The 21,531-nt window shown below is 62.6% G+C and carries 21 protein-coding genes and 1 tRNA gene; 8 read left to right on the plus strand and 14 right to left on the minus strand.

Features of this window, described 5'->3' with window-relative positions; all coding sequences use genetic code 11:
- The first annotated feature begins 156 nt into the window (after positions 1 to 156).
- Entirely contained in the window at positions 157 to 852 is a 696-nt protein-coding gene (locus IPM89_09675) for a M48 family metallopeptidase (protein QQS53183.1), read from the plus strand.
- Positions 853 to 1,041: 189 nt separating this feature from the next.
- Here the strand turns inward: IPM89_09675 and IPM89_09680 are convergent.
- The 8 genes from IPM89_09680 to murJ form a co-directional block, all read right to left on the minus strand.
- Positions 1,042 to 1,117, minus strand: a tRNA-Thr gene (locus tag IPM89_09680).
- A gap of 65 nt (positions 1,118 to 1,182) precedes the next feature.
- Positions 1,183 to 1,914: a response regulator transcription factor gene (locus IPM89_09685; GenBank protein QQS53184.1), complete on the minus strand. Its 732-nt coding sequence runs from the start codon at positions 1,912 to 1,914 to the stop codon at positions 1,183 to 1,185.
- Positions 1,915 to 2,001: 87 nt separating this feature from the next.
- Entirely contained in the window at positions 2,002 to 2,940 is a 939-nt protein-coding gene (gene ispH / locus IPM89_09690; GenBank protein QQS53185.1) for a 4-hydroxy-3-methylbut-2-enyl diphosphate reductase, read from the minus strand.
- Between the two features lie 28 nt (positions 2,941 to 2,968).
- Positions 2,969 to 3,469, minus strand: coding sequence for a lipoprotein signal peptidase (locus IPM89_09695; GenBank protein ID QQS53186.1), 501 nt, complete (start codon positions 3,467 to 3,469; stop codon positions 2,969 to 2,971).
- Positions 3,469 to 6,303, minus strand: a complete 2,835-nt coding sequence (ileS, locus tag IPM89_09700) for an isoleucine--tRNA ligase (GenBank protein ID QQS53187.1) — start codon at positions 6,301 to 6,303, stop codon at positions 3,469 to 3,471. The genes IPM89_09695 and ileS overlap by 1 nt, the downstream gene beginning before the upstream one ends.
- A 9-nt stretch (positions 6,304 to 6,312) precedes the next feature.
- The gene (gene ribF, locus IPM89_09705; protein ID QQS53188.1) at positions 6,313 to 7,350 is read right to left on the minus strand and encodes a bifunctional riboflavin kinase/FAD synthetase; all 1,038 of its coding nucleotides are present in this window, start codon (positions 7,348 to 7,350) and stop codon (positions 6,313 to 6,315) included.
- A 143-nt stretch (positions 7,351 to 7,493) separates the two neighbouring features.
- Positions 7,494 to 8,951 carry a cobalamin-dependent protein gene (locus IPM89_09710; protein ID QQS53189.1) on the minus strand — a complete coding sequence of 486 codons (1,458 nt, stop codon included), beginning with the start codon at positions 8,949 to 8,951 and terminating at the stop codon, positions 7,494 to 7,496.
- An 87-nt stretch (positions 8,952 to 9,038) separates the two neighbouring features.
- Positions 9,039 to 10,580 (minus strand): murein biosynthesis integral membrane protein MurJ, encoded by a 1,542-nt coding sequence (murJ, locus tag IPM89_09715; GenBank protein QQS53190.1) that lies wholly within the window; start codon positions 10,578 to 10,580, stop codon positions 9,039 to 9,041.
- Between the two features lie 184 nt (positions 10,581 to 10,764).
- On the opposite strand from murJ, the gene rpsT reads away from it, so the two are divergent.
- Entirely contained in the window at positions 10,765 to 11,034 is a 270-nt protein-coding gene (rpsT, locus tag IPM89_09720; protein ID QQS53191.1) for a 30S ribosomal protein S20, read from the plus strand.
- Positions 11,035 to 11,236: 202 nt separating this feature from the next.
- On the opposite strand, the gene IPM89_09725 is transcribed toward rpsT, so the two are convergent.
- Positions 11,237 to 11,728 (minus strand): hypothetical protein, encoded by a 492-nt coding sequence (locus IPM89_09725; protein ID QQS53192.1) that lies wholly within the window; start codon positions 11,726 to 11,728, stop codon positions 11,237 to 11,239.
- Positions 11,729 to 12,101: 373 nt separating this feature from the next.
- Complete coding sequence (gene cysK / locus IPM89_09730) at positions 12,102 to 13,019, minus strand: cysteine synthase A (protein ID QQS53193.1); 918 nt, start codon at positions 13,017 to 13,019, stop codon at positions 12,102 to 12,104.
- A gap of 275 nt (positions 13,020 to 13,294) precedes the next feature.
- Between cysK and IPM89_09735 the strand changes: the two genes are divergently transcribed.
- The 6 genes from IPM89_09735 (at position 13,295) to IPM89_09760 (ending at position 18,327) form a co-directional block, all read left to right on the plus strand.
- Complete coding sequence (locus IPM89_09735) at positions 13,295 to 14,146, plus strand: MoxR family ATPase (protein QQS53194.1); 852 nt, start codon at positions 13,295 to 13,297, stop codon at positions 14,144 to 14,146.
- A 56-nt stretch (positions 14,147 to 14,202) separates the two neighbouring features.
- Positions 14,203 to 15,390, plus strand: a complete 1,188-nt coding sequence (locus IPM89_09740; GenBank protein QQS53195.1) for a VWA domain-containing protein — start codon at positions 14,203 to 14,205, stop codon at positions 15,388 to 15,390.
- A gap of 22 nt (positions 15,391 to 15,412) precedes the next feature.
- Positions 15,413 to 16,063: a cytochrome c4 gene (locus IPM89_09745; protein QQS55863.1), complete on the plus strand. Its 651-nt coding sequence runs from the start codon at positions 15,413 to 15,415 to the stop codon at positions 16,061 to 16,063.
- A 1-nt stretch (position 16,064) separates the two neighbouring features.
- The gene (locus tag IPM89_09750) at positions 16,065 to 17,045 is read left to right on the plus strand and encodes a c-type cytochrome (protein QQS53196.1); all 981 of its coding nucleotides are present in this window, start codon (positions 16,065 to 16,067) and stop codon (positions 17,043 to 17,045) included.
- A gap of 107 nt (positions 17,046 to 17,152) precedes the next feature.
- Positions 17,153 to 17,749, plus strand: coding sequence for a phosphoheptose isomerase (locus IPM89_09755; GenBank protein QQS53197.1), 597 nt, complete (start codon positions 17,153 to 17,155; stop codon positions 17,747 to 17,749).
- Positions 17,746 to 18,327: a BON domain-containing protein gene (locus IPM89_09760; protein ID QQS53198.1), complete on the plus strand. Its 582-nt coding sequence runs from the start codon at positions 17,746 to 17,748 to the stop codon at positions 18,325 to 18,327. The genes IPM89_09755 and IPM89_09760 overlap by 4 nt, the downstream gene beginning before the upstream one ends.
- Positions 18,328 to 18,330: 3 nt before the next feature.
- Here IPM89_09760 and IPM89_09765 read toward each other — a convergent pair whose 3' ends face one another.
- The 4 genes from IPM89_09765 to petA all read right to left on the minus strand — a co-directional run bounded on the left by IPM89_09765 (position 18,331) and on the right by petA (position 21,425).
- The gene (locus IPM89_09765; GenBank protein QQS53199.1) at positions 18,331 to 18,738 is read right to left on the minus strand and encodes a ClpXP protease specificity-enhancing factor; all 408 of its coding nucleotides are present in this window, start codon (positions 18,736 to 18,738) and stop codon (positions 18,331 to 18,333) included.
- A 115-nt stretch (positions 18,739 to 18,853) separates the two neighbouring features.
- Complete coding sequence (locus tag IPM89_09770; protein ID QQS53200.1) at positions 18,854 to 19,597, minus strand: cytochrome c1; 744 nt, start codon at positions 19,595 to 19,597, stop codon at positions 18,854 to 18,856.
- Entirely contained in the window at positions 19,594 to 20,826 is a 1,233-nt protein-coding gene (locus IPM89_09775; protein QQS53201.1) for a cytochrome bc complex cytochrome b subunit, read from the minus strand. The genes IPM89_09770 and IPM89_09775 overlap by 4 nt, the downstream gene beginning before the upstream one ends.
- Complete coding sequence (gene petA / locus IPM89_09780; GenBank protein ID QQS53202.1) at positions 20,826 to 21,425, minus strand: ubiquinol-cytochrome c reductase iron-sulfur subunit; 600 nt, start codon at positions 21,423 to 21,425, stop codon at positions 20,826 to 20,828. The genes IPM89_09775 and petA overlap by 1 nt, the downstream gene beginning before the upstream one ends.
- Positions 21,426 to 21,531: the final 106 nt, after the last annotated feature.

Here is a 21,531-nt window from a genome sequence, read left to right on the forward strand (position 1 = left end):
TTGGAAGCCGAACAAGAAACCGGCCCAGGATGCGCTGCAATGCGCGATTTTCGAGCGTCTGATTGCGTCTGGGTTGATTGAAATGGGTCAGATGGAAGCACTGGTGGATAAACTGATGGAACTGGCTCGCGCCAATCATCACCGGTTGATGCAGGCATGAACGCCCTGCAAGTGGATGACCTGCGCTTCGAGGTGCGCCGCAGCGCCCGGCGCAAGACGCTGGAGATCACCGTGGATCGGGGCGGCGAACTGGTGCTAGCCGCGCCACCCGAGGTGGATGAAGCCACCTTGTGTGCTTTCGTGCGGGAAAAGCGCGTCTGGATTTACACTCGGCTGGCCGAGAAAGAGCAACTGCAAAAAGCGGTGCCACCCAAAGCCTTCGTCAATGGCGAAGGTTTTCTGTACCTGGGCCGCAGTTACCGCCTCAAGCTGATGGATGGGCAAACCGAGCCGATCAAGCTATTCAACGGCCGCTTTTGTCTGCGCCGCGAGCTGGCCGACACAGGCCGCCAAACGCTGATCCGCTGGTACAGCAAGAAAGGTCAGGACTGGCTCTGGCGCAAGGTTCGGGATTACGCCGCCCGCATGGAAGTCACACCGGTAGGGGTGAAGGTACAAGAGCTTGGCTACCGCTGGGGCTCCTGCGGCAAGGACGGTTGGCTGTACTTCCATTGGAAAGCGATTTTATTGCCGGCCCGCATCGCCGAATATGTAGTGGTGCATGAGTTGGCTCACCTCCACGAACCGCATCACACTCCCGAATTCTGGCGGCGTGTTGAGCGTGCTTTGCCCGACTTCGAGCATCGCAAGCGCTGGCTGGCGGAACACGGCATGGAGGTGGAGGGCCTCTGATTGTGGCGATCCCGTACAAGTCAGGAGAAAAGCAGAATGAAATGGCAAACTGGGCAATCCGGCAACCCCGGCGGACGTAAACCCGGCACCGGTAAGATCGACCAGCTGCTAGCATACCCAACTCTGCTAGCCATTCTGCTAGCCATAAAGAACAAAGGCTTACCTGTATTCTGGTAAGCCTTTTTTATATGGTGCCGGAACGCGGAATCGAACCGCGGACCTACTGATTACGAATCAGTTGCTCTACCGGCTGAGCTATCCCGGCGAAATTTTTTGGGGCAGGAACTATAGCCCACCCAAATCCGACATACAAGGCTCGATTCGCCCGGCTTAGAGAAGCTTCAGGCATTGCCGGAGGGCTGGCAGGTGGCGGCGGCTGACTTCCAGCCGGTCGGGAATTTCGTGAAAAACCAGTTGCACGCTCTCGTCGGCGGTTTTTTCCAGCCCGGCGATTTGCGTCACCATCGCCAGCGCGTTGCGGTGCGCCCGCACCAGTCGGGTTCCCAGTTCCCGTTCCAGCGTTTTCAGCGTCTCCTCAATCAACGCCTCGCCTTGGCGGTGGTGGACCCTGACGTATTTCTGGTCGGCCTGAAAATAATACACATCAGCCAATGGAATCAGTTCCAGCCGCTGGCCGATCCGGGCGCGGATGTGGGTACGCCCCGTCCCCTCGCGTTCCGCGGTCAGGCTGGCCAGTTGCGCTCGGTTGAGTCGGGCGGCACTGGCCAGCGCCTGTTCGAGTCGCTCCAGCCGGACCGGTTTGAGCAGGTAGGCAACCGCATGGGTATCGAAGGCATCCAGCGCGTGTTCGCTGTAGGCCGTGACGAAGATGAGCGCGGGCGGTTGGGGCAGCGCCGCCAACCGCCGGGCGGTTTCCAGACCGTCCAGGCCGGGCATTTGGATGTCCAGCAGGACGATGTCGGGTTGCAGGCTGGCGGCGAGCCGCAAGGCGTCCGCGCCGTTGCCGGCTTCACCGCAGGGTTCGTGATCGGGCAGCCGGCCGAGCAACTCCCGCAGCCGGTCGCGGGCCGGCGGTTCATCATCGACGATTAGCACTTTCATGGCGACAAGACCCGCGTGGCTAAGGGTTTCCCTCCTGGAGCAATCGCGCCTGGTGAGCCGCCCGGAAGCGGTGGCCCGACCGGTGCTTTAGCGTAACTCCCTGGGTAGGGCGAAAATCACATTTTCGGCGCGGCCAGCACTTTCGCTGATCGCCGTCGCCCCCAGATCCCGCAGGCGGGCGATCACCTGCCGCACCAGCACTTCGGGCGCCGAGGCACCGGCCGTTACGCCGATGGCCGTTTTGTCCGCCAGCCACACCGGATCGATGTCCTCGGGGCCGTCGATCAGGTAGGCCGGCGTGCCCTGTTTTTCCGCCAGCTCCCGCAGCCGGTTGGAATTGGAGCTGCTGCGGGAGCCGACCACCAGCAATAGCTCGCAGTGGCCCGACAGTTCCTTCACCGCGTCCTGGCGGTTCTGAGTGGCGTAGCAGATGTCGTCCTTGCGCGGCCCCTGGATAGCCGGAAACCGCTCGCGCAGGGCAGCGACGATTCGCGCCGTGTCGTCCACCGACAGCGTGGTCTGGGTGACGTAGGCCAGTTCGGCGGGATTGCGCACGCTCAAGGCGTGCACGTCCTCGACCATTTCCACCAGATACATCCGCCCGCCTTGAGCTTCATCGTACTGGCCCATGGTGCCCTCGACCTCCGGATGACCGGCGTGACCGATTAGCACCACCTCATGGCCGAGGTTGCCGTGGCGGGCGACTTCCATGTGGACCTTGGTCACCAGCGGACAGGTCGCGTCGAACACTTTGAGGCCGCGCCGCGCCGCTTCCTCCCGCACGGTTTGCGAGACGCCGTGGGCGCTGAAAATCACGGTGGCGTCTTGGGGCACTTCGTCCAGTTCATCGACGAACACCGCGCCACGGCGGCGCAGATCGTCCACCACGAAGCGGTTGTGCACCACCTCATGGCGGACGTAGATCGGCGCGCCGAACAGTTCCAGCGCCCGCTCGACGATGCCGATGGCCCGGTCCACGCCGGCGCAGAAACCGCGCGGGTTGGCCAAGTGGATGTGTACGCTCATGCAGGTCTCCCGCAAGTCGGCCACGCCGTCAGGCGCCGTCAGCCGGCGTGTTCCGATCGCCGGGTTTGCCGGACCAAAGACTGTCCAGCACCAGCAGCACCGCGCCGACGGTAATGGCCGAATCGGCGATATTGAAAGCCGGCCAGTACCAGCGTTGGTAGTAGATTTGGATGAAATCGATCACTTGGCCCAGCCAGGCGCGGTCGATCAGGTTGCCGATCGCCCCGCCCAGAATCAGCGCCAGCGCCGTGGCCAGCCGTTTTTCCGTCGGCTGAAGCCGCCGCAGCCAGACGATCAGTCCGATGCTAACCAGCGACCCCAGCCCCAGGAAGAACCAGCGCTGCCAGCCGCCGGCGCCAGCCAGGAAGCTGAAGGCGGCGCCGGTGTTATAGGTCAACAGCAGGTTGAACGAAGGCAATATCGGTACCGGCTGATGAAAGGTCAGCAGCGTTTCGGCGAGCAATTTGCTGAGCTGATCCAGCACGATCACCGACCCGCTCAACCACCAGCACCAGCGCGATGCGGCCATCAGGCGTAACGCCGCGTTTCACCGTCGCCAGCGATATTGTCCACGCAGCGTCCGCATAACGTCGGATGCTCGGGATAATGACCGACATCGGCACGATGGTGCCAGCAGCGCCCGCATTTATCCTCGATGCTGGGTACGACCTGGATCACCAGCGGCTGACCGTTGCACGAGGCCGGTTCCGCATCGCCCGGCGCTTCGGCCAACGGTCGCACCCGGGCTTGGGAGGTGATGAGGAAAAACCGCAGTTCGTCCTCGATCTGGCGTAAATCCGCCGCCAGTTCGCCATCGCAGTACAGCTCCACTTCGGCGTCCAGCCCCGAACCGATGCCGCCTTCGATCCGTAACCGCTCCAGTTTCTTGCCCACCAGTTCGCGCACCGCGACCAAGCGGTCCCAGTAGGCCGCGTTGAGCGCTTCGGCCTCATCGACCGCGAACAGCCCCTCGTACCAGGTGGTCAGGAACACCGACGGACCGCGCTCGCCCGGCAGGTTCCGCCAGATTTCCTCGGCGGTGAAGCTGAGAATCGGGGCCAGCCAGCGCGTCATCGCTTCGACGATGTGGTACAGGGCGGTTTGCGCCGAGCGACGGGCGATGCTGTCGCGCTGGGTGGTGTACTGGCGGTCCTTGATGATGTCCAGATACAGACTGCCCATGTCCACCGAGCAGAAGTTGTGAATCTTCTGGTAGATCAGATGGAACAGGTATTGGTCGTAAGCCTCCAGGATCTCGTCCTGTAAACGGCGGGTGCGGTCCACCGCCCAGCGATCCAGCGCCAGCATTTGCTCCGGTGGCAAACGATGTTGCGCGGGATCGAAGCCGTTGAGATTGGCCAACAGAAAACGAGCGGTGTTGCGCATTCGCCGGTAGGAGTCGGCCATGCGCTTGAGAATTTCGTCGGAGACGTTCATCTCGCCGCGATAGTCGGTCGCCGCCGCCCACAGCCGCAGCACGTCGGCGCCCAGCGAATTGACCACTTTTTGCGGCGCGACCACATTACCCAGCGACTTCGACATCTTGCGACCCTGGGCGTCCACGGTGAAGCCGTGGGTCAGCAGGCCCTTGTAGGGCGCCACGCCGCGCATCGCCACCGAGGCCAGCAGCGAGGACTGAAACCAGCCGCGATGCTGGTCGGAGCCTTCCAGGTACAGTTCGGCGGGGAAGTGCAGTTCCGGGCGGCGCTCCAGCACCGAGAGGTGGGTGGTGCCGGAATCGAACCAGACATCCAGGGTATCGGGGACCTTGTCGTACTCGGCCGCTTCCGTGCCCAGCAGTTCGACCGGATCGAGTGCGAACCAGGCGTCGATGCCGCCCTGCTCGATGCGTTGCGCCACCTGCTCCATCAGGGCCTGGGTGTTCGGATGCAATTCGCCGGTTTTTTTGTGGGCGAACAGGGTGATCGGCACCCCCCAGGAGCGCTGGCGGGATACGCACCAGTCGGGGCGGTTGGTCACCATGCCCTGAATCCGCGCCTTGCCCCAGTCCGGGGTGAAACGCACCTTCTCGATCTCACTCAGCGCGCGGGCGCGCAGCCCGTGTTGATCCATGCCGATGAACCACTGCGGGGTGGCGCGGAAAATGATCGGGGTTTTGTGCCGCCAGCAATGCGGGTAGCTGTGGGTCAGTCGGGCGGCGCGCAGCAACATGCCGTGCGCCTTAAGGACATCGATCACCCGCTCGTTGGCGGCGAACACATGCAGGCCGGCGAACAGCGGGGTATCGGGCAGAAACTTGCCGTCCGGGCCGACCGGGTTGTCCACTGGCAGACCGTAACGGGAGCCGACCACGTAGTCCTCCTGGCCGTGGGCGGGAGCGGTATGCACCGCGCCGGTACCAGCCTCGGTAGTGACGTGATCGCCGAGAATGATCGGCACGTCGCGGTCGTAGAAAGGATGGCGCAGCGCCAGTCCTTCCAGGTCGGCGCCCGAGCCGTAGGCGATCACCTGATAGTCGTCGATGCGCCAGCGCGCCAGCGAGTCTTGCAATAACGGTTCGGTGACGAGCAGGCGCTCTTGACCCCGGTCGGTTTCGACCTGCGCCAGCACGTATTCGAAGCCCGGATTGAGCGCCACCGCCCGGTTGGCGGGCAGCGTCCACGGGGTGGTGGTCCAGATGACCACGGACAGCGGTCCCTTGCCTTCGTGGCCCTCGACGTGACGCAGGCGGGCCAGCAAGGTCTCGGGGTTCGCCACCGGGAAGCGCACGTCGATGGCCAGCGAGTCGCGGTCCTCGTATTCGACCTCGGCCTCGGCCAGCGCCGAGCCGCAGTCGATGCACCAGTACACCGGTTTGGAACCGCGGTACAGGTGGCCGTTGGCGACGATTTTCGCCAGCGACCGCACGATGTCGGCCTCGGCCCGGAAGTCCATGGTCAGATACGGATTTTCCCAGTCACCCAGCACGCCCAGCCGCTGGAAGTCGGCGCTTTGATGGGCGACCTGCTCGGCGGCGAAGGTACGGCAGGCGGCGCGGAATTCGCGGGCATCGACCTTGACCCCGACCTTGCCCAGTTTTTTTTCCACCATCTGCTCGATCGGCAGGCCGTGGCAGTCCCAACCTGGCACGTAGGGGGCATCGAAACCGCTCAGGGTGCGAGCTTTGACGATGATGTCCTTGAGCACCTTGTTGACGGCGTGGCCGATGTGAATCACCCCGTTGGCGTAGGGCGGACCGTCATGCAGCACGAATTTCGGCCGGCCGGCGAATTCGGCGCGCTGGCGGTGATACAAGTTCAGCTCCCGCCAATGGCGCAGCAGATCCGGCTCGCGCCGGGCGAGATCCGCTTTCATCGGAAAAGCGGTTTGGGGAAGATTGAGAGTATTTTTGTAATCAGCCACGGTAAGCCTCTAAAAACCGGTGCGAGAACGCTCCTCTCCTTTTGGGAGAGGGAGTGAGGGGCTCCCTGCTCCCGGTGGGAGAGGGGCTGGGGCTGGGGCTGGAGGGAGGGGTATGCCCCGTTCGGCGAAATAGGTTCGGGCGGTTTGCTCGTCGCGCCGGATTTGCGCTTGCAGGGCGGTCAGCGACTCGAAGCGCTGTTCCGGGCGCAGATAATGCAGAAAATCGACCTTGACGTGCCGGCCGTACAGATCGCCCTGGAAATCGAGTAGATGCACTTCCAGCCGCTCGCGCTCGCCCGCCACCGTGGGGCGGCGGCCGACGTTGGCGATGCCGGGCCAGGGCGGCAGCGCCGGATCGCCGAGCAGCACGGCGTAGACGCCGGAAACCGGCGTGACCCGGCGGTGCAGGTGGATGTTGGCGGTCGGAAAGCCGATGGTGCGGCCGCGGCGGTCGCCGTGCGCCACCCGCCCACACAGGTCGTAGGGCCGGCCCAGCAGTCGCGTCGCCAGCTCCAGCTCGCCCTCCGCCAACGCCTGGCGAACGCGGGTGCTACTGACCCGCTCGCCGTCCAGGATGTGGCTGTGGCTGTCGGCGACGCTGAAACCGTGCCGCTGACCGGCCGCGACCAGCAGGGCGAAGTCGCCGATGCGGCGGTGACCGAAGCGGAAATCGTCGCCGACCACCAGATGGCGGATGCCGAGGCGGCTCACCAGCAGGTCGTCGATGAAAGCCTCCGCCGGCATGGCCGCCAGCCGGTGGTCGAATTCCAGGCACAGCACCCGCTCGATGCCCAGTTCCTCCAGCGCCAGCAGTTTTTCCCGCAGCCGCATCAGCCGGGCCGGCGGCGTGTTGGGGCCGGCGAAGAATTCCTGCGGTTGCGGTTCGAAAGTGATGACCAGGCGCGGCAAGCGCAGTTGCACGGCTTGTTCGGCCAATTGCGTGAGGATGGTCTGGTGACCAAGATGGACGCCGTCGAAATTGCCGATGGTGGCGACGCAACCCCGGTGGCGGGGCCGAAGATTGTGCTGGCCGCGAATCAATTCCATGCTGGTCGTCAGTGGTGGGGTCGGTCGGGTTGCGAGCGGAAAACGCCATTATAGGGACAATCGCCGGCTTCTTAACACATCGGCGCCCGCGCCCGTTGTGAGACCGGCGCCGGATCGTCGTCCGCTTCGTCGCCCTCGCGGCGTCAGGCGGTCATTCTGGCGGCTCCCGGCCAGTCCCACAGTTCGCGCGGGTAGTCGCGATACAATTCCCGGAACGCCTGCTGGTAACGCCAGTCGGCATTGACGATCCGGGCCAGTTCCCAGGGGCGGGTCAAGTGGCGCTCGACCCGCAGCGGATGACGCCGACCCGCCTCATGAATCTGGCGGGCCAGCAGCGCGGCGAACTCACGCAGCGGCAAGGTGGTGGGCGTGAGCGGATGCATGCAGTCGTGCAAATCGTAGGCGTCGCCACACCAGAATGCGGGCCGCGCCGTTTCGTAGTCCGGCGTGCCGGGTGAGGGCGTGCAGACGGTGAAACTGTATTGCGCCGGGGACATGGCGTTCACATAATCGCGCAGGCGCTGAAACTCGGCGTGGCCGTACTCGGGACGCACCATGAACGCGGCGTGGCAGGCAATGCCCAGTCGGCGCAAGGTGTCGTGGGCGCGCTCGTTGTGGGCCACCGTGCCGCCCTTGTGAGTCGCTTTCAATTCCTGGTTGGTGGTGAACTCGAAGCCGACGAACACCCCGTCCAGGCCGATCTCTTTCCAGCGGCGCAGCAGTTCCGGGTAGCGCAGGATGGTGGTGGCGCGCGCCCAGGCGAAGTAGCGTTTCTTGATGCCGCGCTTTTCCAGCGCCTCGGCCAGTTCGAAACCGAACTGCTCGTCGATGAAATTCTCGTCGTCGGCGAAGTAGACGTGATCGACTTTGATCCGCGCGATATCCTCGGCCACCACATCGACCAGTCGTGGCATGTGGGTGGTGCCGCTCAGGAACGGCACGATGCAGAACGAGCAGGTCATCTTGCAGCCGTAGGAGGTGCGCGCCATCGCGACCGGGGGAAAGAGCGCTTGCCAGTCGCGGGGATTCTCGTGGACCCAGATGCAGGAGTAGGGGCGGCTGTCCCACAGATCGCGGCGCGGGATCGGGAGGGTTCTCGGGTCGGGATAGCGAGGCCAAACCGAAGCGGCGGTTTGATCGAAACGGTCGCCGGTGAATAGCAGATTGGCGATGCCCTCGGGCTCGTCTTCTTTGTCCAGCGCCGCCACCAGGGCGCCAAACGGCGCGCAGCCTTCGCCGCGCACGAGGTAGTCGATGTCCGGGATGTTGCAATCGGCTGGCGCCACGGTGGCGTGATGCCCGCCGACCACGATGCGGGTTTTTGGCAGCCGCCGACGCACCGTGCCGGCCAGTCGCTTCATGGCCCCCGATTCGTGGCTGTAGGCGGTGAAGCCCACCAGATCGGGTCGAAAACGGGTCAGCGCGCGTTCGAAGGTGGCGTCGGCAAAGCGGTACAGCCGCAGGTCGAGCACCCGCAACTCGTGGTGCCCGGGAATCGCGGCAGCCAGATAACCGAATTCCAGGGGTTCCAGACACTGAAAGCGCTGGAGGCCGAGCACGGTTTTCAGGTGAGCTTGGGGTTTGACGAGCAGGATGCGCATCGGTCGTCCTCGAAGTGCGGGAGTACGACCAAAATATAACCGAATCCCGAGCGATTTTGTCGGAATCAGCGCCCGGTTATCGCGCGTTTACCTGTGTCCCATCAGCAGATGTCGTGGTTTGATCCCCACCGCCAGCACCGCCAGCAGATAAGTCCCGCCGCCGGCCACGACCAGCCAGCTCAGATGCCACAATCGCGCGCCGGCGCTGGCGCGCAACCACTGTTCCAGCTCGCCCACCCCGAACCATAGCACCAGTCCCATCGCCAGATTGGCGGCGCCCAGTTGCGCCAGAAACGTCGTCCATCCGGCCCGTGGCTGGTAGATGTCGCGCCGCCGCAGATTAACAAACAGCAGGCCGGCGTTGAGAAAAGCGGCCAGCGAGGTGGCCAGCGCCAGCCCGGCATGAGCCAGCGGCCAGACCAGAATCAGCACCATCGCGGTATTGGCGACCATGGCGATGACGCCGTATTTGACCGGGCTGCGAGTGTCCTGGCGGGCATAGAAGCCGGGCGCCAGCACCTTGATCAGCATGAACGCCACCAGGCCGAGGGCGAATGCCATCAGGCTGCGGGCCGACATGGCGACATCGCGGGCGTCGAACTCGCCGTACTGAAACAGCGACGACAGGATGGGGCCGGCCAGGATGACCAGCGCCACCGTGGCCGGAACGCCGATCAGCAAGGCCCAGCGCAGCGCCCAGTCCAGCGTTTGGGAAAAGCCGTCGGTCTCGGCGCCGGCGTGCTGGCGGGACAGCTTGGGCAGAATCACCGTGCCCAGCGCCACGCCGAAAATGCCGAGTGGAAACTCCACCAGCCGGTCGGAGTAATACAACCAACTGACGCTGCCGGAGACCAGAAACGAAGCGATCAGGGTATCGATCAGCAGGTTGACCTGCGCCACCGAAGAACCGAACAGCGCCGGCAGCATGAGCTTCAGTACCTGCTGCACGCCCCGGGATGCCCAGCCCCAGCGCGGTCGCGGCAGCAGTTTCAGCCGCAGCAGGAAAGGCACTTGAAATCCCAGTTGCACGATGCCGGCGATGAATACGCCCCAGGCCAGCCCCATCACCGGTTGCGCCATGCGGGGGGCCAACCCCAGCGCGGCGGCGATCATGGTCAGGTTAAGCAGCACCGGAGTGATCGCCGGAATGGCGAACTTGCCGCAACTGTTCAGCACGCCGCCGGCCAGGGCGGTCAGCGAGATGAACAGCAGGTAGGGAAAGGTGATGCGCAGCATCTGCACCGTTAATTGGTATTTGTCGGCATCGACGGCGAAGCCCGGCGCGAACAGCAGGATCAGCAGCGGCGCGGCCAGCACGCCGATGGCGGTGATGGCGAACAGAATCGCGCCCAGCGTGCCGGTCACCTGATCCACCAATTCCTTCATTTCCGCTGGGGAACGCTGGGTCTGGTATTCCGAGAACACCGGCACGAAAGCCTGCGAGAAGGCGCCTTCGGCGAACAGCCGGCGCAGAAAATTGGGAATGCGAAACGCCACGAAAAAGGCGTCGGTGCTGGCTCCGGCACCGAACAGTTGGGCGTAAACCATGTCGCGGATGAAGCCGGTGACGCGGGACAGCGAGGTCATGGCGCTGACCACGCCGGTCGATTTGAGAAGGGCCTTGCTCATGGAGGGTGCGGTCCTGCGCTGGACGGTTCGGAAGGCGCGGATGATAGCGGGATTGCTCCGACCTGTCAGCGCCGTACCGCGCTTGGGGATTGACAGTACGGCGAAAACTGTCAATATTCTTAATCCTTTTTGGCGCCGCATCCGTGGCTAAGTTTATCTTTTTGAGTTTTAAGGAGTATTTAAGTTGGCTAATACCGCTCAAGCGAAGAAGCGCGTCCGTCAGGCGGAAAATCACCGCCAGCATAATGCCAGCATGCGCTCCATGCTGCGCACCTATGTCAAGCGCGTCATCAAAGCCATTCAGGTTGGCGACAAGGCAAAAGCCGAATCGGAATATCGGACGGCCGTGCCGGTGCTCGACCGCATGGCTCGCAAGGGCTTGATCCATGCCAATAAGGCCGCCCGCCACAAGAGCCGTTTGAACCAGCACATCCGTGAGATGCCGTCGGCCTGATTTGCCTTTTTGCCATCCTTGTCGTGTCCGCGCCGCCCCCCGCGGCGGTTTGGTATCCGAATTCAGCGGGACGAATGAGGTTTGGTCTAAAGCAAAAAGGCTTGCCCACGAAAGCAGGTAAGCCTTTTATCATGACCGCGTTCGGCCAGTATGCCGGGGAACCGAAGGGCGAGCCGCCATGGTGGACCCGACCCGGAATCGGTCACTTTGCCTGCCAGCCGTCGTCGCGCACCCCGTAACCGTTCCAGTAGTAGTTGGGTCGGGGGTTATAGCCGTAGCCGTCGTTATCACCGTAGTCATCGCAGTTATAGTACGAGACGCCACCCACGACCACCGCGGCGCAACCGCCAGTCGGTGGGGGTCCTGGGGGGCCGATCGCTACCGGCGGAGCCGTGGCATCGGCGATGGCGGAACCAACCAGCGCGCCGATGGCTAAGCCCACAATGGCAGCACCCGCCGCTCCGCAGTTCCAACAGCCTCCCCGATAACCTCCCCGATAACCTCCCCGATAACCTCCCCGATAACCTCCCCGATAACCTCCCCGATAGCCGGGGTGGCCGCCGTGGTAGCCGCCCCCTGGGTTTCCCCGGTAGCCACCGCCATACGGCCCTTCCGCGTTCGCGTTGTGCAGCGGAACCAGCAGCATCCCGCCGGCGACCGCGCCAGCGAGTATCCAGTGTTTGATCGCGTTCATGCTTGTGTTCCTTCCGGTCAATCCGTCATGTTGGGGTATTGGGTAACGCCTTTCGACCGCTTCAGGTCCGGCTTAATCTTATAGACCTCGCGCAAGGGCCGCCGTTGTTCGCCAAGGGTCCCTTTCATCCGGTGGGCGATAAAACGCCGGTGGGTGGCCACATGGCGCCGCGGTACAGGTTGTCGCCTTCCAGAATCAGGGTGACCCGCTCGCGCGGGGTGGCGCCGAATGCTCCCAGGTCGTGCCGCCGGGTGGTCTTTGATCGTCGAGATCGCGGGCGAGTCGGTGGTGCATGGTTGATCGACGGATTGTCGTGAGCGATGGAGCGGGTTTGTCCGCGCGGCGGTGACTCCGTAAAACCCGCTCCCGCCGTTCAGTCGAACAGCCCCGCCACCGACAGGTAGCGCTCGCCGGTGTCGTAGCAGAAGGTCAGTACGCGGCTGCCGTCGGGGATTTCCGGCAGTTTCTGTGCCACCGCCGCCAGCGATGCGCCGGAGGAAATACCGATGAAGATGCCTTCCTCCCTGGCGCAGCGCACAGCGAGCTTGAAGGCGTCGTCGTGGGCCACCTGAATGACGCCATCCAGGATACTCATGTTTAGCACCGCCGGCACGAAGCCGGCGCCGATGCCCTGAATCGGGTGCGGGCCGCGCTGGCCGCCGCTCAGCACCGGCGAGGCGCTGGGTTCGACCGCGAAGGTCTTCAGATTCGGGAAGCGTTCCTTCAGCACCTCGGCGCAGCCGGTGATGTGGCCGCCGGTGCCGACCCCGGTGATCAGGTAATCCAATCCGTCCGGAAAGTCGGCGAGGATTTCCTGGGCGGTGGTGTGACGGTGAATTTCGACGTTGGCGGGATTCTCGAACTGCTGCGGCATCCAGGCGCCCGGCGTGCTGTCCACGATTTCCTGGGCTTTCTCGATCGCGCCCGGCATCCCCTTTTCCTTGGGCGTGAGCACCAGTTCCGCCCCCAGCGCCGCCAGGTAACGCCGCCGCTCCAGCGACATGGATTCCGGCATGGTCAGGATCAGGCGGTAACCCTTGGTCGCGGCCACCAGCGCCAGGGCGATGCCGGTGTTACCGGAGGTGGGTTCGACGATCACGGTATCGGCTGTGATCAGGCCGCGCTGTTCGGCGTCCTCAATCATCGCCAGGCCGATGCGGTCCTTGATGCTGCCGCCGGGATTGGCTCGTTCCAGCTTCATCCAGATTTCGACCTTGCGGTCGGCGAACAGCCGGTTGATGCGGACGTGCGGGGTGTTGCCAATGGTTTCCAGAATATTGTTTGCTTTCATTGTGGGCTCTCTTCGGGCAGGGTGGAATCGCTTGCCGCACTCTTGCCGGAGGCGGCGGTCAGTATCCGTGGTGAGGGCGGCCGCGCCGGATCGGTGCGGGTTCGGAGGGTTTGGGCGCGGCGCCGGAACAGAGTCCTGTAAACTAATCGGCCTGCAACTGCTTGCCATTTAAAAATAGCAGGCGTAACCCGCCAAGCATAAAGAATAATAAGGAATTTTTTTATAACCTTGAGCGAGTTGCCTTGGCCGCCGCTCGTCTGTAAAGGAGATCGCGCATGTCCGAAGCCCGTTTTCGCGGTACCGACCGCTACGTCGTCACCGACGACCTGATGATGGCGGTCAATGCCGCTGTCACCCTGGGGCGGCCGTTGCTGGTCAAGGGCGAGCCCGGCACCGGCAAGACCCAACTGGCGGAGGAAGTCGCCAACGCTCTGAACCGGCCGTTTATCCAGTGGCACATCAAGTCCACCATCAAGGCCCAGCAGGGCTTGTACGAGTACGATGCCGTCTCCCGGTTGCGCGATTCGCAGTTGGGCGACGCGCGGGTGCATGAGATCGGCAACTACATCGTCAAGGGCAAGCTGTGGGAAGCGTTTAGCTCCGAGACGCAGCCGGTGTTGCTGATCGACGAGATCGACAAGGCCGATATCGAGTTTCCCAACGATTTGCTGCTCGAACTCGACCGCATGGAGTTTTATGTCTACGAGACCCAGCAAGTGGTCAAGGCACGGCATCGACCGATCATCATCATCACCAGCAACAACGAGAAGGAACTACCGGATGCTTTCCTGCGCCGCTGTTTCTTCCACTACATCCGCTTCCCCGACAAGGAGACCATGGAGCGGATCGTGCATGTGCATTACCCGGATCTGAAAAAGCGCCTGCTGGCGGAGGCGCTGGAGGCGTTTTTCGAAATTCGCGAGGTGCCGGGTCTGAAGAAACGGCCGTCCACCTCGGAACTGCTGGACTGGATCAAGCTGCTGGTGGCCGAGGATATTCCTCCCGAAGCGCTGCGCGGCGACCCGCACAAGCTGATCCCGCCGCTGTACGGGGCGCTGCTGAAGAACGAGCAGGACGTGCATCTGTTCGAGCGGTTGCTGTTCATGTCGCGACGCAAAAAGGACTGAGAATCGCCAGCGCCCCTTTTCCGGTGGGAAGGGGCCGGAGTCGAGGGTTTCCGCTCATGATGACCGATTTTTTCCTCAAGCTGCGCCAGGCCGGCCTGCCGGTGACGCTGACCGAATTTCTGACCCTGCTGGAAGCACTGAGCCAGCGGGTGACCACTCACGACATCGACGAGTTCTATTATCTGGCGCGGGCGACGCTGGTGAAGGATGAACGCCATTACGACCGCTTCGATCAGGTATTCGGCAGCCACTTCAAGGGACTGGCGACGCTGTTCGACGCAATGATCGGCGCCGAGGTGCCGCTGGAATGGCTACGCAAGCTGGCCGAGCTGACTCTGAGCGAAGAAGATAAACAGTGGATCGAATCGCTGGGTGGCTGGGAAAAGCTGATGAAAACCTTTGCCCAGCGCATGGCCGAGCAGGAAGGGCGGCATCAGGGCGGCAACAAGTGGGTGGGCACCGCCGGCACTTCGCCCTATGGAGCTTACGGCTACAACCCGGAAGGCATCCGCGTCGGCCAGGAGGACTCGCGCCATCGCCGGGCCGCCAAGGTCTGGGACCGCCGCGAGTTCCGCAATCTGGACGACACGGTGGAGTTGGGCACCCGCAACATCAAGGTGGCGTTGCGGCGGCTACGTCGCTTCGCCCGCGAAGGCGCCGCGCGGGAACTGGATCTGGACGATACGATTCGGTCCACGGCTCGCAACGCCGGTTATCTCGATCTGAAGATGGTACCCGAGCGGCATAACGCCGTGAAGGTGCTGCTGGCTCTGGATGTGGGCGGCTCGATGGACGACCATATCCGGGTTTGCGAGGAACTGTTTTCGGCGGCGCGCGGCGAGTTCAAGCATCTGGAGTATTTCTACTTTCACAACATGGTGTACGAGTCGTTGTGGAAGGACAACCGCCGCCGTTATACCGAGAAAACCGAAACGGTATCGGTGCTGCACACCTTCGGGCGGGACTACAAGCTGATTCTGGTCGGCGACGCCACCATGAGCCCTTATGAAGTGACTTACCCCGGCGGCAGCGTCGAGCACTTCAACCCGGAAGCCGGCGATGTCTGGATGAGCCGGTTGCTGGCGGCCTATCCGCACGCCATCTGGTTGAATCCGCAGCCACGGAACCGCTGGAGCTACGTCCCCTCGATCCAGATGGTGCGAGAACTGATGAGCGATCGCATGTATCCGCTGACGCTGGAGGGATTGGAACAGGGCATCCGTGCCTTGCAGCGGTCGCGGTGAATCACAGGAGGAATCCATGATGATGCAAGCCTGTCGCGGCTGGCTGTTCGGCGCCGCACTCGCCTTGACTGGGGTGGCGTATGGCGCCGGCGATCCTGAACAAGGCAAGCTGATCGTGACCGCCGGCGATGGTGGCGGCGCTCCGTGCATCGCGTGCCACGGTCTGGATGGAGCCGGTAACGATTTGGCCGGTTTTCCACGTCTTGCCGGGATGGATGCCGGCTATCTGGTCAAGCAGATGCGGGACTATCGTTCTGGCGCGCGCCAGAGCGCGGTGATGTCGCCGAACGTGGATAACCTCAACGACGGTCAGATGGCCGATGTGGCGGCCTATTACTCCGCGCTGGACACCCCACCCGCATCGCCACCCGCCGTTTCATCCGAGGCGCTGGCGCTTGGTGAGATTCTGGCCACCAGGGGCGATTGGGATCATGACATCGTGCCTTGCGAAACCTGTCACGGTCCCGGCAATGTGGGCGTTGGGTCCGATTTTCCGAAGCTCGCCGGGCAGCACCCAAGTTATATCGAACAGCAAATCAAGGCATGGAAAACGGGAACCCGACACAACGATCCCAACCAACTGATGCTGGCCATTGCCGGGCGCTTGACGGAGACCCAAATCGAAGCCGTCGCGGCTTGGCTGGCGCGTCAGGACCCCAAGGGAGGGAAATGAGATGCATCCGCTCAACACGGTGCTTTTGGCGGGTTTGATCCTGGGCGGCGGCGCGCTGCAAGCCGCCGATGTGCCGGTGGTGCGTCCACCGTTCGAAAAAGGTCAATACATCCACCATGCGCCGACCGTCGATGACTTAATGAAGGATCAGGAAATCAAGCCGCAATTGAAAAAGGTGATTCTGAAGGGGCGTGATATCTTCATGAACACCCAGCAATATCGCGGTAAATATGTGTTCAACCGCTTGAGCTGCAAGAACTGCCATCTGGGCGAGGGACGGTTGAACTGGTCGGGGCCGATCTGGCCGGCCGCGACGACTTTGCCGGATTATCGAGGCAAGAACGGCCATGTCAATTCGCTCGAAGAGCGGATCGCGGGCTGTTTTTCCTTCTCGCTGAACGGTAAGCCGCCGGAATATGGGAGCGATATCCTGTTGGCCTTGACCGCGTACCATCAATGGTTGGCGCTCAAGGCGCCGGTCTATGAAACTCATATCGGTGGTCGGGGTTACGACTCGCTCGGTCGTGAAATACCCAAGGATATTCGTTACGACCAGGGAGAAAAGGTCTATCAGGCCCAATGCGCGATCTGTCACGGTGCCACGGGGCAGGGTAAGAGCGTGGAGGGAAAGGTCGTTTTCCCACCCTTGTGGGGTGATGATTCCTACAACTGGGGGGCTGGCATGGCGCGGGTCTATACGGTGGCGTCGTTTATCAAGAACAATATGCCACTCGGCAAACCCGGTTCTCTGAGTGATCGGGTTGCGTGGGCGGTTGCCTTGTATGTCAATAGTCAGGAGCGCCCACAGGACCCGCGCTATACCGGCGATGTCAAGGAAACTCGCGAGAAGTATTTCAACTTCCACAAGTACACGATGTATGGCACCGAACGGGATGGAGTGCTGCTCGGTCGGCATGACAATACCGGAGCCAAGCCATTCCTGAAACCGGATGCCTTGCGTCCGCGTACCTTCGACGAGTAATCCCGCATCCTGGTTGTTTGGACGTGCGATTCTCGAATCAATGACAACAATCGAAACGATACGCGCTAATCTTGTTCCGGTCGCCCCACCCTTCGCTGGATCATCTCATGGAACCGCTCACCCGCATCGAACAGCACTTCATCGCCAGCATTGAAGCCAAGCAGCGTACCCTGGAAGCAATGGGGCCGCGCGTCGTGCAAGCCGCCGAACTGCTGGCCGAGCGGCTGAGGCGAGGCAACAAAATCCTGGTCTGCGGCAATGGCGGGTCGGCCGCCGACGCCCAGCATTTCGCCGCCGAACTGGTCAACCGCTTCGAGATCGAACGACCGGGGTTGGCTGCCATTGCGTTGACCACCGACAGCTCGGCGCTCACCTCCATCGCCAACGACTACGCTTTCGAACAGATTTTTGCCCGACAGGTACGGGCGCTGGGGTGGCCGGGCGACGTGCTGTTGGCGATCTCGACCAGCGGCAATTCGCCGAACGTGCTGGTGGCCATCGACGCCGCCCGCGAATTGGGAATGGCGACCTTGGCGTTGACCGGCCGCGACGGCGGGCGCATGGCCGGGCAACTCGGTGGCGGGGATATCGAAATACGGGCCGTGGCGCCGGCGACGGCGCGAATTCAGGAAACCCACATTCTCATCATTCATTGCTTGTGCGATTTGGTGGACTGGCTACTGTTTGATAAGGAGGAATCATGAGGTGGTGGATACGCTTGGCCAGCGCGGCGCTGGCGATGGTGTTGCTGGGGGGGTGCGCGGCGCTTTTTGTCGGTGGCACGGCGATGGGTGTCAGCGTGGTGCACGACCGCCGCACCACCGGTTCCGTGGTTGACGATCAGACCATCGAACTGAAGCTCTACGATTTGTTCACCCGAATGTTGCCGCCGGGCAGCCGGATCGCCACCACCAGCTACAACGGCGCGGTGCTGTTGACCGGCGAGGTGGTGTCGGCGCAGGTACGGCAGCAGGCCGAGCAAATTGCCCGCGATCTGAAAGAACCGCCGGTCCGCTTGGTCTACAACGAATTGGTGATCGGTCCGCCCAACTCCCTGTCCGTTCAGAGCAACGATGCGTTGCTGACCACCAAGGTCAAGTCTGCCCTGTTCCAGATCCAGATTCCCGATTTCGATCCCACCCGGGTCAAGGTGGTCACGGAGAGCGGCGTGGTTTATTTGATGGGCTTGGTCAAACCCGCCGAAGCCGACGCCTCGGCCAACGTCGCCAGCCGGGTAGGGGGCGTGCGACAGGTCGTGACGCTGTTCGAATACATCAAATGAAGGTTATTTTACGATCTTCAGCACCGGTCTGCGCTCGGTGCGAGCGGCCGGTTTGTCGGGTTGTTGCGGTTCGTTGTCGGGTGGCGGCGGTTCGTCGCCACCCATGTCCTCGCCGAAGGCCATGCCGTGGCCGTTCTCGCGGGCGTAGATGGCCAGCACGGCGACGATGGGGATGTGGACCGTGCGGGCGACACCGCCGAAGCGGGCGTTGAATTCGATCCATTCATTGCCCAGGCGCAGGTCGCGCACGGCGATCGAGTTGACGTTGAGCACGATCTGTCCATCGCGCACATGTTGCTTGGGAACCTCCACGCCGGGCAATTCCGCGTTGACCAGAATGTGCGGCGTCAAGCCGTTGTCTTCGATCCACTCGTAAAGGGCGCGGATCAGATAGGGCCGGGTTGAAGTCATGGCGAAATCGGTCGGCAGATGGGAAACGATAGCCTCCCCAACGGTGCTTGGGGAGGCATAAAAAAACAGCGATGCCCCGGCGGAGAGCAACCAGCGCCCTCCGCCGGCGGCGGCGTCAGTGCACGTCCTTCCAGTATTCTTTCTTGAGCAGATAGAACACCACGAAAGCCAACGCCAGGAACAGAACCACCCAGACCCCGATCCGCTGGCGTTCCAGTTTGATGGGCTCGCCGACGTAGGACAGGAAGTTGACTAGGTCCGCCATCGACTCCTTGAACTGCGGCGGGCTCATGCTGCCGGGCTGGGTCAGCTCGAAGCCGGTGAGGGTTTCGACTTCGTGGCCCTCGGCGTTCTTGTGCATCTCGTAGACCGGTTTCTGCATCCCCTGTAGTTCCCACAGCACATGCGGCATGCCCGCGTTCGGGAAGGCGGCATTGTTGACGCCGAACGGCCGGCTGGGGTCCTCATAAAAGGTCAATAGATAAGTGTACAGATAGTCCACGCCGCGCGAGCGGGCGATCAGGGTCAGATCGGGCGGCACCACGCCGAACCAGTCCTTGGCTTCGCCCTTGCGCATCGCGTTTTTCATCGTATCGCCGACCTTGGCGCCGGTGAAGATCAGATTCTCCCTCACCTGCTCTTCGGTCAGGCCGATGTCGCGGGCCATGCGGTTATAGCGCTGGTGTTCCAGCGAGTGGCAGCCCATGCAGTAGTTGACGAACAGCTTGGCGCCGCGTTGCAGCGATGCTTTGTTGTGGGAGTCGATCGGCGCCGTCAGCAGATGATAACCTTCGCCTCCGGACGCCACGCTCAGGGCCGGGAGCGCCAGAACCGCCAGTGCGAGAATGATTTTTTTCATTGTTCGGTCACCCTTTCCGGTACGGGCTTGGTCTTTTCGAGTGCCGGCAGGAACGGCAGCACGAGGAAGAAGGCGAAGTAGATCACGGTGCAGGTTTGCGCCAGAGTGGTGCGGCCCGGACTTGGTGGCAGGGCGCCCAGATAACCCAGAATCAGGAACGACACCGTGAACGCGGTCAGCACCAGCTTGAACGAGAAGCCGCGGTAGCGGATGGATTTCACCGGGCTACGATCCAGCCAGGGCAGGAAGAACAGGATAACGATGGCGCCGATCATGGTAATCACGCCGCCCAGCTTGTCCGGTACCGCGCGCAACATGGCGTAGAACGGCGTGAAGTACCACACCGGAGCGATGTGCGGCGGCGTCTTCAGCGGGTCGGCCGGATCGAAGTTGGGGTGTTCGAGGAAGTAGCCGCCCATCTCGGGCATGAAGAAGATCACCATCGAGAAGAAGATCAGGAACACCACCACGCCGACCAGATCCTTGACGGTGTAGTACGGATGGAAGGGGATGCCGTCCAGCGGGATGCCGTCCGTGCCTTTCACTTTCTTGATTTCGACCCCGTCGGGATTGTTGGAGCCGACTTCGTGCAGGGCAAGGATGTGGGCGACCACCAGCCCCAGCAGCACCAGCGGCACCGCGATGACATGCAGCGAGAAGAAGCGGTTCAGGGTGGCGTCGGACACCACGTAGTCGCCGCGAATCCACAGCGACAGATCCTGGCCGATGCCGGGGATGGCGCTGAACAGCGAGATGATCACTTGCGCGCCCCAGTAGGACATCTGGCCCCAGGGCAGCAGGTAGCCCATGAACGCCTCGGCCATCAGGGCGAGGAAAATCAGTACGCCGAAGATCCAGATCAGCTCGCGCGGCTTCTTGTAGGAGCCGTAGATCAGGGCGCGGAACATGTGCAGGTAGACGACGATGAAGAAGGCCGAGGCGCCGGTGGAGTGCATGTAGCGGATCAGCCAGCCCCAGTCCACGTCGCGCATGATGTATTCGACCGAGGCGAAGGCATCGGCGGCGGACGGTTTGTAGCTCATGGTCAGCCAGATACCGGTCAGGATCTGGTTGACCAGCACCAGCAGCGCCAGTGAGCCGAAGAAGTACCAGAAATTGAAGTTCTTCGGCGCATAGTATTCGGTCAGGTGCTCGCGGATCGACTTGGTCAGCGGAAACCGTTCGTCGATCCAGCCGAGTAGACCGGTCGTGCCTTGTGTGTTCGCCATTATGCAGTCTCCGGATCAACGCCAATCAACACCCGCGAATCGGTCAGATATCGATAGGAAGGTACTTCCATGTTGAGCGGCGCGGGTACGCTCTTGTAGACGCGGCCGGCCAGGTCGAAGCGGGAACCGTGGCAGGGACAGAAAAAGCCGCCTTTCCAGTCCGGCCCCAGATCGGCGGGCGCCACGTCGGGACGGAACGTGGGCGAGCAGCCGAGGTGGGTGCAAATGCCGACCAGCACCAGGGTTTCGGATTTGATGGAGCGATGCTCGTTCTGGGCGTATTTGGGTTGCTGGCTGGCTTCCTCGGATTTGGGATCGCGTAACTGATCGTCGAGGGTGGGCAAATCGTCCAGCATCTTCTGGGTGCGTTTCAGCAGCCAGACTGGTTTGCCGCGCCATTCGACGGTCATCATGGCCCCTTCTTCCAGCTTGCTGATGTCGGCTTCCACCGGCGCGCCGGCGGCCCGGGCGCGCTCGCTGGGCGACCAGGATTTCAAGAATGGAACGGCGACGAACGCCACGCCCACGCCGCCGACCACGGTTGCCGTGGCGGTCAGAAAGCGGCGTCTGCCGAGATCGACGGCATCTACCGTACTCATAAGCAGTCTCCCGATTATCGGTTTATCGTTGATATAAAATGGTTGGCGGCCCGGTTGGCGTCACGGTTTCGCGTCTGCCGGAACCCGGTAGTGCGCCCCGTTGGGC

It is taken from the genome of Candidatus Competibacteraceae bacterium, from assembly GCA_016699715.1.
Classification (GTDB): domain Bacteria; phylum Pseudomonadota; class Gammaproteobacteria; order Competibacterales; family Competibacteraceae; genus Competibacter.